At 42.3% G+C, this 12159-nt stretch carries 17 protein-coding genes; 5 read left to right on the plus strand and 12 right to left on the minus strand.

The window, feature by feature from the left end; translation table 11 throughout:
- Position 1: 1 nt before the first annotated feature.
- Positions 2 to 865 carry a DoxX-like family protein gene (locus tag D3H55_RS02465; RefSeq protein WP_119545443.1) on the minus strand — a complete coding sequence of 288 codons (864 nt, stop codon included), beginning with the start codon at positions 863 to 865 and terminating at the stop codon, positions 2 to 4.
- A gap of 238 nt (positions 866 to 1103) precedes the next feature.
- Here D3H55_RS02465 and D3H55_RS02470 point away from each other — a divergent pair, with 238 nt between their 5' ends.
- On the plus strand, positions 1104 to 1403 hold the full coding sequence (locus D3H55_RS02470; protein WP_119545317.1) for a DUF3817 domain-containing protein: 300 nt from the start codon (positions 1104 to 1106) through the stop codon (positions 1401 to 1403).
- Between the two features lie 1172 nt (positions 1404 to 2575).
- On the opposite strand, the gene yxzF is transcribed toward D3H55_RS02470, so the two are convergent.
- The 4 genes from yxzF to D3H55_RS02485 all read right to left on the minus strand — a co-directional run bounded on the left by yxzF (position 2576) and on the right by D3H55_RS02485 (position 4729).
- Positions 2576 to 2674, minus strand: coding sequence for a small protein YxzF (yxzF, locus tag D3H55_RS25555; protein ID WP_496109693.1), 99 nt, complete (start codon positions 2672 to 2674; stop codon positions 2576 to 2578).
- 60 nt (positions 2675 to 2734) lie between these two features.
- Complete coding sequence (locus tag D3H55_RS02475; protein ID WP_119545318.1) at positions 2735 to 3220, minus strand: site-2 protease family protein; 486 nt, start codon at positions 3218 to 3220, stop codon at positions 2735 to 2737.
- A gap of 244 nt (positions 3221 to 3464) precedes the next feature.
- Positions 3465 to 3743 (minus strand): hypothetical protein, encoded by a 279-nt coding sequence (locus D3H55_RS02480; RefSeq protein ID WP_240628459.1) that lies wholly within the window; start codon positions 3741 to 3743, stop codon positions 3465 to 3467.
- The gene (locus tag D3H55_RS02485; protein WP_119545320.1) at positions 3740 to 4729 is read right to left on the minus strand and encodes a Gfo/Idh/MocA family protein; all 990 of its coding nucleotides are present in this window, start codon (positions 4727 to 4729) and stop codon (positions 3740 to 3742) included. Before D3H55_RS02485 ends, D3H55_RS02480 begins: the two co-directional genes overlap by 4 nt.
- 265 nt (positions 4730 to 4994) lie before the next feature.
- Between D3H55_RS02485 and D3H55_RS02490 the strand changes: the two genes are divergently transcribed.
- On the plus strand, positions 4995 to 5807 hold the full coding sequence (locus D3H55_RS02490) for a DUF2935 domain-containing protein (protein ID WP_119545321.1): 813 nt from the start codon (positions 4995 to 4997) through the stop codon (positions 5805 to 5807).
- An 85-nt stretch (positions 5808 to 5892) separates the two neighbouring features.
- On the opposite strand, the gene D3H55_RS02495 is transcribed toward D3H55_RS02490, so the two are convergent.
- A complete protein-coding gene (locus tag D3H55_RS02495) occupies positions 5893 to 6597 on the minus strand; it encodes a class I SAM-dependent methyltransferase (RefSeq protein ID WP_119545322.1) in 705 nt (234 codons plus the stop codon).
- A gap of 112 nt (positions 6598 to 6709) precedes the next feature.
- Between D3H55_RS02495 and D3H55_RS02500 the strand changes: the two genes are divergently transcribed.
- Both D3H55_RS02500 and D3H55_RS02505 read left to right on the plus strand, forming a co-directional pair.
- On the plus strand, positions 6710 to 7009 hold the full coding sequence (locus tag D3H55_RS02500; RefSeq protein ID WP_420808728.1) for a hypothetical protein: 300 nt from the start codon (positions 6710 to 6712) through the stop codon (positions 7007 to 7009).
- 25 nt (positions 7010 to 7034) lie between these two features.
- Entirely contained in the window at positions 7035 to 7232 is a 198-nt protein-coding gene (locus D3H55_RS02505) for a spore germination protein (RefSeq protein ID WP_119545323.1), read from the plus strand.
- A 43-nt stretch (positions 7233 to 7275) separates the two neighbouring features.
- On the opposite strand, the gene D3H55_RS02510 is transcribed toward D3H55_RS02505, so the two are convergent.
- From D3H55_RS02510 to D3H55_RS02520, 3 genes are all read right to left on the minus strand, one after another.
- Positions 7276 to 7926, minus strand: a complete 651-nt coding sequence (locus tag D3H55_RS02510; protein ID WP_119545324.1) for a CPBP family intramembrane glutamic endopeptidase — start codon at positions 7924 to 7926, stop codon at positions 7276 to 7278.
- 247 nt (positions 7927 to 8173) lie between these two features.
- Entirely contained in the window at positions 8174 to 8299 is a 126-nt protein-coding gene (locus D3H55_RS02515) for a 3-methyladenine DNA glycosylase (RefSeq protein WP_119545325.1), read from the minus strand.
- A gap of 408 nt (positions 8300 to 8707) precedes the next feature.
- Entirely contained in the window at positions 8708 to 9301 is a 594-nt protein-coding gene (locus D3H55_RS02520) for a DNA-3-methyladenine glycosylase (protein ID WP_119545326.1), read from the minus strand.
- A 111-nt stretch (positions 9302 to 9412) separates the two neighbouring features.
- On the opposite strand from D3H55_RS02520, the gene D3H55_RS25155 reads away from it, so the two are divergent.
- Positions 9413 to 9535 carry a hypothetical protein gene (locus D3H55_RS25155; RefSeq protein ID WP_276310197.1) on the plus strand — a complete coding sequence of 41 codons (123 nt, stop codon included), beginning with the start codon at positions 9413 to 9415 and terminating at the stop codon, positions 9533 to 9535.
- Between the two features lie 197 nt (positions 9536 to 9732).
- Here the strand turns inward: D3H55_RS25155 and D3H55_RS02525 are convergent, their stop codons facing one another.
- Genes D3H55_RS02525 through D3H55_RS02535 form a run of 3 tightly spaced genes read right to left on the minus strand, consistent with a single transcriptional unit; the run spans position 9733 to position 11415 of the window.
- A complete protein-coding gene (locus tag D3H55_RS02525; protein WP_119545327.1) occupies positions 9733 to 10449 on the minus strand; it encodes a Type 1 glutamine amidotransferase-like domain-containing protein in 717 nt (238 codons plus the stop codon).
- An 11-nt stretch (positions 10450 to 10460) separates the two neighbouring features.
- Complete coding sequence (locus D3H55_RS02530; RefSeq protein WP_119545328.1) at positions 10461 to 10763, minus strand: hypothetical protein; 303 nt, start codon at positions 10761 to 10763, stop codon at positions 10461 to 10463.
- A gap of 16 nt (positions 10764 to 10779) precedes the next feature.
- Positions 10780 to 11415, minus strand: a complete 636-nt coding sequence (locus D3H55_RS02535) for an NUDIX hydrolase (protein ID WP_119545329.1) — start codon at positions 11413 to 11415, stop codon at positions 10780 to 10782.
- Positions 11416 to 12159: the final 744 nt, after the last annotated feature.

Here is a 12159-nt window from a genome sequence, read left to right on the forward strand (position 1 = left end):
GCTATTGCTCCTTCCTTTTCCTCTTGCACCTGTTGGCAGACGGCAGATCCCTGCTGTTTATATAGCCTGCAGCTGAAAGCGTCATTAGAGATACATTGAATGTTACAGGATTAAAAGGATGGCTTGCAGAAGCAGGATCCGCTATTAGTGCCGCTGCGGTCAACAATCCCAGAACAAGTCCGTGGACAGCAAATAACCATTTCTTCCGAAAGGGGATTATCCACACGAAAGCGAAGACTGCTTCAAGGATTCCGACAATCCTCAGGGCTGTCACAGGGTTCATTTCATTTCCTATTAGGGAGGTCAGCATTGAAAGTTCATCCGGGTGATTGAAAATCAGTTTAGGAACCAGCCCTTGGTATAACCAAACGAAAAAGAACAGCAGACTGATCATACAGCAGGTCAAGGACTGCCTGATAACCAGTTTGGGGTGCAGACCTTTTTCCAGCCAGATTTTCAAAACGTCAAAACTCCAGGCTGTTGCCCACCCTATCAAGGGACGAAACAGAGTTCTGTCAAAAATCTCTCCAACCCTGCCGAAATTCGTTTCATAATCATATTGCGTCTCAAACCTGACATCCTTTCCATCAGGAGTGTATTTCCAATATCCACGTCCCTCTTTGATCAATGAAAGCGGATGGGCCGTCCAGAATTTGAGTGATGACACCCGCTCTCCTGTTGCTTTATGTATTTCTCCAGCGGTTTCCCCGGTCCCTGATATGGATAAACCCAACCCTATATTTGTTTTATATAAAAAGCGCTGTGGTTCGCCTTCCTCCCGGGGCAGATAGGTTATCTTTGAAAAACGCAGATCCCATTCGGTGTGCTTGTCAGGATCTTGAGTGTGTTCCCAGATTTCTTCCATACCGCAATCAATGGAATGCCTCACATATATCGGTTTTGATACCACGTTCGTGCCTCCTGACTCTTTGTCATTCTATTAAAATTTTATCATATAATATAGACAAACAGATTTGAAATAGATGAAATTGATGGAAGATACGCTAAAGTGAAGTTTCTATGAACATGCCGCTTGATGGCTGTATTGCATACGCTTTTATACTATAATGAATTGTAAGATCACGAGTATTGGAGGATCATTCATGTGGAAAACGGATATAGGCAGATTCAGGCTGATGGGCTTTATCGAAGGAGCATCTCTTTTGATATTATTATTCATCGCCATGCCTCTAAAGTACATAGCAGACATTCCTGAAGCCGTTTCAATAGTGGGAGCGCTTCACGGTTTCTTTTTCATTCTCTATTTGCTGGTCATTGCCTACACGACCATTAAAGTGCGCTGGGCATTTAAATGGATCTTCGGTTCTGTCCTGGTGGCCTTCGTGCCTTTCGGAAATATGATCCTTGACAACCGGTTGAAAAAGAGCCGTTTTGCTTCATAAGGTATTAATGGATTTGGAAAGGGCAGCGAAGAAAATTCGCTGCTTTTTTTATTTCTAGCGAATCAAAGTTATTTTCTTTTATAGAAGGAGGTCGACGTGAGGTCATTTAAGAGTCCCTTGATTTAGTTAGCAGCATTAAAGGAAAGAAGGTTTTTTATACATTATTCTCTCGGACTACGATGTATTATGTACTAAAAACCACTCTATTCCTGCATCATAATCCTGGCTCTGGTGAATGATGGCTGATAAACCACTTTATTACTACATCATATCTTCGGATTCGATGAATGATGCATGAAAGACCACTCTATTACTACATCATTATCTGGGATGCGAGGAATGATGCCTGAAAAATCCCTTTATTCCTGCATCATTATCTCGGACTGCGATGAATGATGTTCTAATTCCCCCTCTATTACTACATCATATCTTCGGATTCGATGAATGATGTCCGAAAGACCACTCTATTACTACATCATAAAATCGAACGCGATGAATGATGTACTAATAACCCCTTTATTCCTACATCATTATCTCGGACAGCGGTGAATGATGCCTGAAAGACCACTCTATTACTACATCATAAAATCGAACGCGATGAATGATGTACTAATAACCCCTTTATTCCTGCATCATTATCTCGGATTGCGACGAATGATGTCCGAAATACCACTCTATTCCTACATCATTATCACGGATTGCGATAAATGATGTCCGAAATACCACTCTATTCCTGCATCATTATCTCGGACTGCGATGAATGATGTCCAAAAAGCCACTCTATTCCTACATCATTATCTCGGACTGCGATGAATGATGTCCGAAATACCACTCTATTCCTACATCATTATCCCAAATACTATGAATGATTTCCGATAAACCCCTTTATTCCTGCATCATTATCTCGGATGTGGTGAATGATGGCCTAAAAGCTGCTCACCTAAATCTCAAATACTATAAATGATGTCCGAAAACCGCTTTATTCACCCACCTTCATCCCGAAACCAGAACACTATAAATCACAAAGCTCGTGCCCGGGCAGTTTCGTTATCTTAGCTCTTCCAAAGTAAAGCTGCCTAGGTGAGGTTCCCACCCGGCGAAAAAAGACTATCCTATACACCAAAACACCCCGCCTAGTTTATAGCGGGGTGTTCGTTGTTATTTAGTTTGGTTCAATAAGATCTGGCACTTCTCTTTTTGTTTCTATACTTTCTATAAATCGGATATACGATAGGTCCCCATTTTATCAATGTTCTGATCAGTCGTTTCATGATAGTACCTCCCAACTGTTTCTTCTTAATTTTTACCTCATTTGAAAGTTTTTCAAACTATCAATCCAATGGGTCCGCTTTTCTGCCGTATTTGATAACCTCATAAATCGCCAGGCCGTCACTAGGCTGACCTTCACCGGTTTTGAAAGGAAATAAGGAAAAGAAAATGAAATAGACTGAGAAATAAACAAACTGATAGAAGAATATATGGACAGGCAGCGTTCCCTGATAGATCAAATAATTGACCAGTAGGATGACGATCAGATTCGCTATGCTGCCTGAGAGATAAATCAGGATATGAACCCATTTTCGATCATATTTCAGTTTGTCATATTGACACCAGCCATCCATGAAATACATTCTTTTCACTTCCAGCGGCCCTATCTTGAACAGCCTCTTACCGGCGCCTATTGTAAAGTTGATTTTTGCTCCGAACATCCTTGCAGCTAAGACATGCCCCGCCTCATGAACCAATGTCACGATAGGCAATGTCAGAAAAAAAGCTAGGAAGAACGTCCACATATCACTAAGTGTAAACAAATCCATGACCCCCGTTTTTCTTGTTGTCCCTGTCTATTTCCTGATTTACATGTAGATAAGCCTTAATTGCAGGATTGTCATACACTCGTAAATTACCGTTTATTCCTGACTTAAAACAGTCAAAAATTGCCGGCTGAAATAAAGCGTTTCCAAAAAGGGTCTGATCCCACCCCAGCAAGCAAACCAAATTAAAAACGCCCCGGGCAGCAGCCCGGGACGTTTACTGAAGAGGTTTTCCTATGGTGGTCCCCTACTTCAATGCTTTATAAGCTTGAATGAATTTGGCCGGCTCCTGTTTGACATAGAAACTAAAAACCCCTTGATTGGTGTGCAAGTATAAGAAGCCTTTATCCTTGTTCAAGGATTTGAATGAAACATCAAAAACATTTTTCATCCTGAAGGTTTTGGTTGTGCAGACAATGCTCTCGGCAAATAAACGTAATTCGTGCTCGCTTTCATCAGCCATTTGGATATTATGTTCGATCTTTCTTGTGACAACATAATACGGGTGACTGGTTATCAATGTCATGATGGTCGATCACTTGGAAATTCGATTCCTATCTGCTTTCGTGCCTCATCAAGAATGGACATTGTATTCGCGGAAAGCTGGAAAGACTGCAGTGCAGATTCCGTTTTCCCTTTTTTGACCAAATCGACAAATTCACAAATTTCATAGTACATTGTGTTTTCTTCCTGTTTCATGCTGATGTCCTCGACTGTTCCATCCCTGTACTGTATTTCTACTTTATGAGGGTCTGAAATACTGTCGATGATTATACTTCCGTCTTCTCCTTGGATCTCAGAAGGAATCGTAGAATTTGTAATCTTGGAGTACATGGCGACGGCCTCCATTCCTTCATAATTGAAAAGAACAGTGCCTTCCCCATCTGCACCTGTTGCAAGCATCATTCCCTGTGCATAAATGCTTTTTGGCATCCCAAGTAATGATATAACCGGGAGGACGCAGTAGATGCCGATATCCATCAGTGCGCCATTACCAAGCTCGGGCTTGAAGGCATTGAGGACAGTGCCATTCCTATAGGCATCATACCTTGATGAATATTGATTTTTAACAGATACAAACCTTCTGACTTGTCCAATTTTCGGGAGATTCGCCTTGATTGATTGGAAGCTTGGGATGAATGTTGTTTTTAAAGCTTCCATAAAAAGTACATTATTTTCCTTGGCGGCGGTGACCATCTCCTGCAGCTCACCTGTGTTGATAGCAGCCGGTTTTTCGCACAGCACATGCTTTCCTTTTTCCATAAAAATGATTGACTGCTTCGCATGCAGAATATTTGGGCTTGCTATGTAAACAGCATCAATTTTGCCGCTCGCAGCCATCTCCTCTAAATCAGTGAAGGTATTATCAATATTATATTTTGCGGCAAACTCCTTTGCCTTTTCTTCAGTCCTTGAATAAACAGCCGACAGTTCAAAATCCTCCACCCTGCTTGCTGCATCTAGGAATCTATCTGTGATCCAATTGGTTCCAATAACTCCGAAACGAATCATGGTAAGCCCCTTCCTGCTAACTGCTTTAGTGTTGATACCCACACTTTATCACTTTTTCCAGATGTGGTGAAATTATTTATCCTGTCTGCAAAAAGAACTTTTATTAATTTTTACTGAAAGCAGTTCATATATTAAACCGACATGGTTCAGACAGGTTCGGGTATGAGGAGGATTTCACCCCCGGATTCCGACTTTCTAAAGCCTTCATCCCAAAAGCTTCCACATTTCCATAGGTTTAAGAAAATGTAAAGGAGTGTCATTCATAATGAGCAGAAATGGTTTAGAAGATAAAGCCCTCTTTGAACACCGCTTTTGGCTGCAGATTCTTGGGGATCACGCGAGATTTATACATGATACACTCTCCCCGACAGAGAAAGAGGAAATCCAGCATGCGGACCAATTCATCTCCGTTATGGATCAGCTCCTTCAAATGTCAAGGCAGCCGCTTTCCGGGCAGAAGCTCGATGATTTGAACAAGATGGCCGCAAAGCAGGCGGAGAAGATGAGAACCTTCAAACTTTCTCTTATAAAAAAGAAATTGACAGGCAAAGTAATCATCGGGCTAGGGGAAACTTTCATCAATCACATGGTGAATGAGCTGGAAGAGTATCTTACTATTCTAGATCACTTGCTGCGCAATGAGGGGGTACCTGACTTCCATCCGGTCCACCACCACCTTCTATGGCTGTCGGATGCAGCGGGACACGCAGGAGCCATTAACGATGAACTGGATTTAAGCGAGAAAAAATTAAAGCATAAAGGATCCTCCTTCCAGAAGGATTTCGAAGCATTTTATTTAAAATCGATTGAACTTGCGGGTTATCTCAGGACAGGGCTTTCAGAATTCCCGGCGCTGTCAAAGTTCAATCAGGACGTCGAACTCGAGATGAAGATATTCCGGAATTTCCTGGCAGAGCTGGAGGAATGGGAGATGAATAATCAACTGCTTGGTTCCTTTTCTGCACTGATGGCAGACCATATGGGACGTGAAGAATGCTATTACCTGGTCAAACTTTACGAATCAGCCGGAACCCAGCTGCCAAACTGCGATCCAACGTCCCCTCGAGTGACAGCCTGAACACTTCACCACTTTAAAGCACTGGGGGACAGTCCCCTGATACGTTAAAGCGGTAAAGCACAAAAGCCCAAGGCTGCTTGGGCTTTTACTTTTTGCATTTGATGATGCGGACCCCTAATAACTCTTTATATTTGTCTACATACTCTTCATGGCGGTCAAGCATTTCATGAATTTCCTCAGGGATCTCATCTGATAGGTCAAATTCAATCACGGGTTCCGGCGATAATAAGGGAAAATCCGGCTTTTCGATGGTCACTTCTACAAAACCCGCTGTCTTGACACATTTCTCCCAGTCTTTCTCAGTGAACAATTCGCCCACTCCGTAAAAATCAACCAATTCCTTTCGATCCTCCAAGGACAGGTCCCTTTCTGCAGTCATCTCGACAGCAATGAATAATCCTCCAGGCTTTAATACTCTTTCCACTTCAGAAAAGACAGCTGACCTGTTTACGAAGGACAAAACAGATTCACTGGTTATCAAGTCAAACTCTGCCTCCCCGAACGGTATTTCCTCAGCAGAAGCTTCTATCAGTTCAACATCCACTCCCGCTGCACCTATTCTATTTTCCGCCTTTTTCAGCATAATAGGATGATTTTCAATACCCACCACCCGGCTTCCGAACATCTCCTTCATAAATACCGCTGTCTGGCAAGTACCGCATCCAATATCCAATACGCTCATTTCTTCCGTGATCTCTTCCCTGAACATCAGTTCTTTCGTCAACAATATTCCACCGGGATGGGCTCCCCCAATTCCGTATAAAGCCAGAAAATCCAAATAACTGCTCATATTCGTTTGTCCCCTCTTCCAAGCATTTTCTTCATATCAAATAATAAAAAAATAAACTCTTTTCCTATTTATTTAATGAAAAGAGCACGAAATAGGTGAATGAACAATCAACATGTCCATTTGGCTAATAGATTGGAAGTATACCAAATTACTGAAGGGAGAGTTCCGGGGAATGAATTATTATCGTTTGTGCTGCCGTTATCATGGCAAAGTGGTAAGAATCAACGACCGTTTCGGAAGGACACACCTGGGTGAGATTACACGGGTGACAAATAATAAAGTATTTATCCGCCCCGTTAGGCAAAATCAAGGATTCGGCTATCTCGGCTGGGGCTGGGGATATTATGGTTTCGCTTATGGAATTGCATTGGGCGCCATCACAGGTTTGGCTTTGGCTGCCTTCGTCTGGTAACCCTCTCTGAAAGGAGGCAACTGACATGCCTTGCTTTATAAATAAAGTTTATATCCACCAAATCAGCGGCGGTGAGGTCACCTTTGGGGCACCACTGACGCAATCACCCATTTCCAGCTCAAAAAGCACAAATGGAGCAGGGTCAGGGAATACCGGCCCTCTTCAAATCACCTCAATTGGAGTATCTTTGACAACAACGCCCCAGACTCCGTTTACGATTTAAGCCAGAGAAAAACAAGCTTGGAGCCAAGCTTGTTTTTTTGTATTCACCAAACATGTATGTGAACAAGGTACACCAGCATGATGCCCGCATCTGCCAGCATATGAGATAGTACGGGAGCAGCAAGCGAGCCTGTCCTCTGCCTGATGAAACCCCATATGGCGCCTGCTAAAAAGACCGGAAGGACGGCAATCACATTGAATGGCCAATTAAATAATTCTATGAGTGAAAGGATATGATAAAAACTGTAAAAAAACGAGGCGATCAAAATCGATTTCCCCGAGGAAAAAGAACTCTTTAATTCTTCCGGGATAAAATTCCGCCAATAATTTTCTTCCAGAAATGGATTTAGAACGATAAGGACCGCAATCAGTAACCAAACCATACCTCCATCAAAATTCCATTTTTTTAATAAGGCACGGATAAATTCAAGATCGATCAAGAATGAAAATAGATAAGAGACACTTGCAAAGATAAGGATCATGAAAAGCAGCCCGCTCACTGTACCCAGAATGACGGAGTGCTTGGTAAAGTTTATTCTCCACTTAAAAAGGCCCGGTTGTTTCATGTTGACAATACTCGGGACTAACAGGAGCCAGCCGTAGAATAACCCAAAGGTCAAAGGGACATTGGCAAAAAGGGTCAATCCTATAAAAATCATCAGGGTCGGACCCAAAAGAAGCAGCACTTTCTTCATACATCACCTCAGCAGCAATATTACATTGCCATTATTGTAACATTTTTTAAAAAGGACATGGAACAAACCCCCGAGTGTCCTGGTCTTTCCCCCTCATCCTTAAATAGAGCCGGAGGAAATGGTGTTTTTTACCTTCTTGCAGAACAGTAAGGATATTGCTGCCTGGATCCTGACCTGGAATGAATCCACGCTTTCATTGAAAAAGGATGGAACCATCAAGGGCTCCATCCTTTGAAATTTCTTATATTCAATCTTCAGGATGCTTCGGCTTTTCAGGATCTCTTTGCGGATCGATATCCTGTTCATGTTCCTTTTTTTCTTCCTGTTCTAAAGAGAGGTTATCTTTTTCTTCTTGGTCTTTTTCTTTACTCATAATAAATCCTCCTTTATGATGACTTCACTTTGATATTTCCCCATTCACTTTTTGCTCAAACAAAAAACCTTTTGCATTTTCTGAAGTCCATCCCGGGCAAAAGAAGTTGTTTTTTTAAAAAAAATGGGGAGTAAGAGCACCCCATGGAGCAATATTTCCGCATTCAAATGGATGCAGCTGGTTTATTAAGGCTGTCTTCGCCTTTATTTCTGAATTCGTAAAAAAATACCTTAAAGAAAAAGCTCATGAACTTGAGAGAATTAATCGAGATCTAATAAATTTCAGCAAAGTTCCCGAAAGAGCCTTCACAAATCATTTCTCTCACCTGAAAATCGAATGCAGCAAAGAATACCGGGCGCCATGCCCCTGAAAAAGAAGGAAGCCTGCACGGCTAACTTCCTCACGATCCTACCGGGATACATACCCATTCCCTTCAATCCAGAACCGATAAGGATAGTGCCGCGCTTCACCGGAATTTCCGATCCCGATCCGAGGACCTGTGGAGATACTTTCCGGTTGGTAACCTGCTGCAATATATAAAGGACCCTTATGAAAAAATCCTCCATATTCACCCATGGTTATCCCCATTGCCTTTGTCATTTTACCGGGACCATTTGTGAGGTCTTTCCCGGTCTTTGGCCTTCTATTCATCATCAAATCGACACCGTCACGCGGTTCAATCGCTCTAAGAAGGATTGCTTCAGGTTTGCCCGGCGGTCCGCTCACCACATTCACAAGGCAGTGAGTATGCATCACATATGTGTATACCCTTCCGGCTTCCGCATACATTATTTCCGTTCTTTTCGTCCTTCTGTTATTGAAACTGTGCGCTGCCCGGTCTTCCGGTCCCATGTACGCCTCAGTTTCCACTATATAGCCTGATGTGACTCCTTCCTGTGTTTCGTTTATAAGCAAACAGCCCAGGAGTTCCTTTGCCAGCTGCAGGGTCGGCAGCGAATAAAAACTCCGGGGCAGGATATTAAAAGATGCATTGTCCTTCATCTGCATACAACTCCTCTCAGTTTCCGAATGAAACCACAATCTATGTAAAAAATAATCCTAAACCCAGTCTTACCTGTTCAAATTTAATTCTATTTAAATGGAGGCAACGCCATGACAATCAACATAGAAGAACTGGCAAAAAAGATGCCCGCTTTTGACAATCACCAGGAAGCAAGCGAATGGTTCGGTGACAAATTCAACGAGAGGTCTTATTCAAGGAAAGGGACCTCATAAATGAGACTCCGGCTTACTATTACCATATCGTCAAAGATGTAAACACCTACAATCGTTATATGAATGCACTCTCCTGCGAGGAAAGCACTATTGATGAAATGAAAACGTTCTATAGTTATACGACCGTTTCCATAACAGAGCACGGTGATGTCGAGATCTCTTTATAACTTCTTCAACGCAAAAAGGGGAGCAGCCTTTCAGCTCCCCTTTTGTTCTTCCTGTCCCAGGAATATTGTATCGAGTTTCGATTCAACTGCTTGTCCATTTTGTTCTTTAACAAAGTAGGCTGCTGCATGAGGCCTTGAGCATACAACCCTCTCAAGCTTTCCATCTATAAAATGAAGAGCTGCACCATCATCTGCAGCATAACCGGGTTTCAATACTGAATCGGCTATGAAAGCCTTGTAGGACGGCCTCCTTTCCAGTTCACCGTCATAGTGCGGGCAGTGGCTCCCATTTAAAAACCCCAACGCGGTCAAAGGTTCCAAGCCGTCCCCATAAGAATCGGTGACTCCCTCTTCAAACCAGCAGATGGAGCCGGCACTCAGTCCTGCAAGCACAATTCCTTGTTCCAACGCTTTATGCAGGATTTTATCCATACCCCACTCCTTCCATAGAATCAGCAGGTTTTTGGTGTTGCCTCCTCCTGCATAAATGATATCCTGAGCCAGCAAGAACCGCTCGAGGTCCCTTGTATGAGGTTTAAATAACGAAAGGTGCGAAGGTATGCAATTTTTTCTCTTGAAGAATTCATAGAAGCGGTCGATATACCCCTCCGCATCACCGCTGGCTGTTGCAAGGAAGCAAATTTTCGGTTCATCTGAAGATGCCTGGTCCAATATATATGTATCGAGGAGGTCGTTCCCAGGTTCCATTGAGAACCCGCCCCCTCCAAGTGCAATGATTTGATCCATACATCCTCCGCCTAGTTAAGGTATTTTGGGTTTGTTTCAATATATCGAAGTAAATCAAGTTCCGGATGTCTTTTATCCAGTGTGTAAATATACTCAAGAAAATATTGACTTCCAAATGTATAGACTACCTCAGGGAACCACTCACTTATCAGCAGCAGTTCTTTCCTGCTTGCCTGTTCCATAAACTGAATGGTTTTCTCCTCATCCTGCAGCAATAAATCCAGGAGCCTCTGAAGGGTATCCTCCATACGGGTATCATCATCATCCATCAGGGCGATTTTCCCTAATACATTCCTGACACTTTCGATGAACATAGTTTCACCCCCACTTTTATTCAATGTTCTTTTTCAATTGCTTGATCTCAGCTGAAAAGTGTTTTAAGATTTTCGCAGTCAAACCCCAAATCACCCTGTCCTCATAGAAGTAGAAATACTCATCAATCTTTCTGGTCTGCCAGTTATAATTTTCTCCGCCGGCAATTAAATCAAGCGGGAAATCATTTTCCGGTTCAATGGTAATACCTACTTTATATACATCAGGCTCCGTGTTTAAAAAATATGACAATGGAACGGTAAAGGTTTCTGCTACCTCGCTTGGGTTGGGTGTAATTACTGCATTCTTCTCCAATACAGCAATATAGGGGAAAATGAATGTCCCAAACGAAGAAACAATGTAATCCATGGGATAGATATCTGATAGATCTTCCTCCCTTATTCCAAGTTCTTCACAGGTTTCCCTGACAGCTGTATGCTTTTCGGATGCATCCGTTTCATCGACCTTCCCACCCGGAAAGCATATATCTCCCGGCTGCCTTCTAAGGTGCTCTGAACGCACTTCAAAAAGGATATGCATTTCATCCGCTATCTCTACAAGGGGCAGCAGCACGGAAAACCGGTAGAAATCATCACTCCCCAATATCCTTGGTGTCCGATTATGAAATCTTTGCTTGATTGTATCCAAATCCATTTTCGCACCTCTTTCAATCTGCCTGCAAGCCTTTTTTGTTCTCAAACAGTATAACTATAAAGGAGTGTTTTTCACATCCCTGATAAGTCAATTTGTCCTTTTAAAGAATTATAACGCAAGGGTATTTTCAATTCGAACCCCGGGTAAGAAGGAATCCTTCTTTAATGATAGCAGATATTTCAATGGATGAAACTTGATTCATCCTCTGCTTCTTTTCAACACCTGGATGATAATACGAACATCAGTCCACCATGAAATAATTAGGCTCTTTTCGTATATTTTGTTGCTATTCAATTTTAAATCTCAACTAATGTCCTGGTAAATCGCCGTAAAAACACCGGTGAGCAGAGAAGAAAAGAGCTGCAAGTTCTTTTTCGAGAGTAAAATCTTTGTATACAGGGGAAAAATCCGGCACCAGGGATTTTTTCGAAAACAATAATTTATGCGAAAACAGCCATTAATCAATACCAGGAGACAGCAGATTAGGAATAATCCTGCTAACACAGTGGTGGTACTTCTGTTTGATGTCTGCACATACTCCCTATTCAAAACCCATGTATTGATTATATAATTCTTTATCGTTTCTGGTTATCCTGCTTTTTCCATTGAGCACTTTCCGTCTAAACATATTTATGAATTTTGGAAATGAAAGACAGGCGCCCCGACAACTCTGAAAAAAGCAATTTCATTGCTGCTTCCATGGCAAACAAGGAATGGTCTTCTAATGAATGAGAAGGCCGTTTA

The organism is Bacillus salacetis, assembly GCF_003581585.1.
In the GTDB taxonomy this organism is placed as follows: Bacteria; Bacillota; Bacilli; order Bacillales; family Bacillaceae_B; genus Rossellomorea; species Rossellomorea salacetis.

Coding starts and splice junctions, on each gene's coding strand:
- D3H55_RS02465 (WP_119545443.1), bottom strand. CDS start 865: ATGGAAGAAATCTGGGAACACACTCAAGATCCTGACAAGCACACCGAA.
- D3H55_RS02470 (WP_119545317.1), top strand. CDS start 1,104: ATGTGGAAAACGGATATAGGCAGATTCAGGCTGATGGGCTTTATCGAA.
- yxzF (WP_496109693.1), bottom strand. CDS start 2,674: ATGAAACGACTGATCAGAACATTGATAAAATGGGGACCTATCGTATAT.
- D3H55_RS02475 (WP_119545318.1), bottom strand. CDS start 3,220: ATGGATTTGTTTACACTTAGTGATATGTGGACGTTCTTCCTAGCTTTT.
- D3H55_RS02480 (WP_240628459.1), bottom strand. CDS start 3,743: ATGACATTGATAACCAGTCACCCGTATTATGTTGTCACAAGAAAGATC.
- D3H55_RS02485 (WP_119545320.1), bottom strand. CDS start 4,729: ATGATTCGTTTCGGAGTTATTGGAACCAATTGGATCACAGATAGATTC.
- D3H55_RS02490 (WP_119545321.1), top strand. CDS start 4,995: ATGAGCAGAAATGGTTTAGAAGATAAAGCCCTCTTTGAACACCGCTTT.
- D3H55_RS02495 (WP_119545322.1), bottom strand. CDS start 6,597: ATGAGCAGTTATTTGGATTTTCTGGCTTTATACGGAATTGGGGGAGCC.
- D3H55_RS02500 (WP_420808728.1), top strand. CDS start 6,710: ATGTCCATTTGGCTAATAGATTGGAAGTATACCAAATTACTGAAGGGA.
- D3H55_RS02505 (WP_119545323.1), top strand. CDS start 7,035: ATGCCTTGCTTTATAAATAAAGTTTATATCCACCAAATCAGCGGCGGT.
- D3H55_RS02510 (WP_119545324.1), bottom strand. CDS start 7,926: ATGAAGAAAGTGCTGCTTCTTTTGGGTCCGACCCTGATGATTTTTATA.
- D3H55_RS02515 (WP_119545325.1), bottom strand. CDS start 8,299: ATGAGTAAAGAAAAAGACCAAGAAGAAAAAGATAACCTCTCTTTAGAA.
- D3H55_RS02520 (WP_119545326.1), bottom strand. CDS start 9,301: ATGAAGGACAATGCATCTTTTAATATCCTGCCCCGGAGTTTTTATTCG.
- D3H55_RS25155 (WP_276310197.1), top strand. CDS start 9,413: ATGACAATCAACATAGAAGAACTGGCAAAAAAGATGCCCGCTTTTGAC.
- D3H55_RS02525 (WP_119545327.1), bottom strand. CDS start 10,449: ATGGATCAAATCATTGCACTTGGAGGGGGCGGGTTCTCAATGGAACCT.
- D3H55_RS02530 (WP_119545328.1), bottom strand. CDS start 10,763: ATGTTCATCGAAAGTGTCAGGAATGTATTAGGGAAAATCGCCCTGATG.
- D3H55_RS02535 (WP_119545329.1), bottom strand. CDS start 11,415: ATGGATTTGGATACAATCAAGCAAAGATTTCATAATCGGACACCAAGG.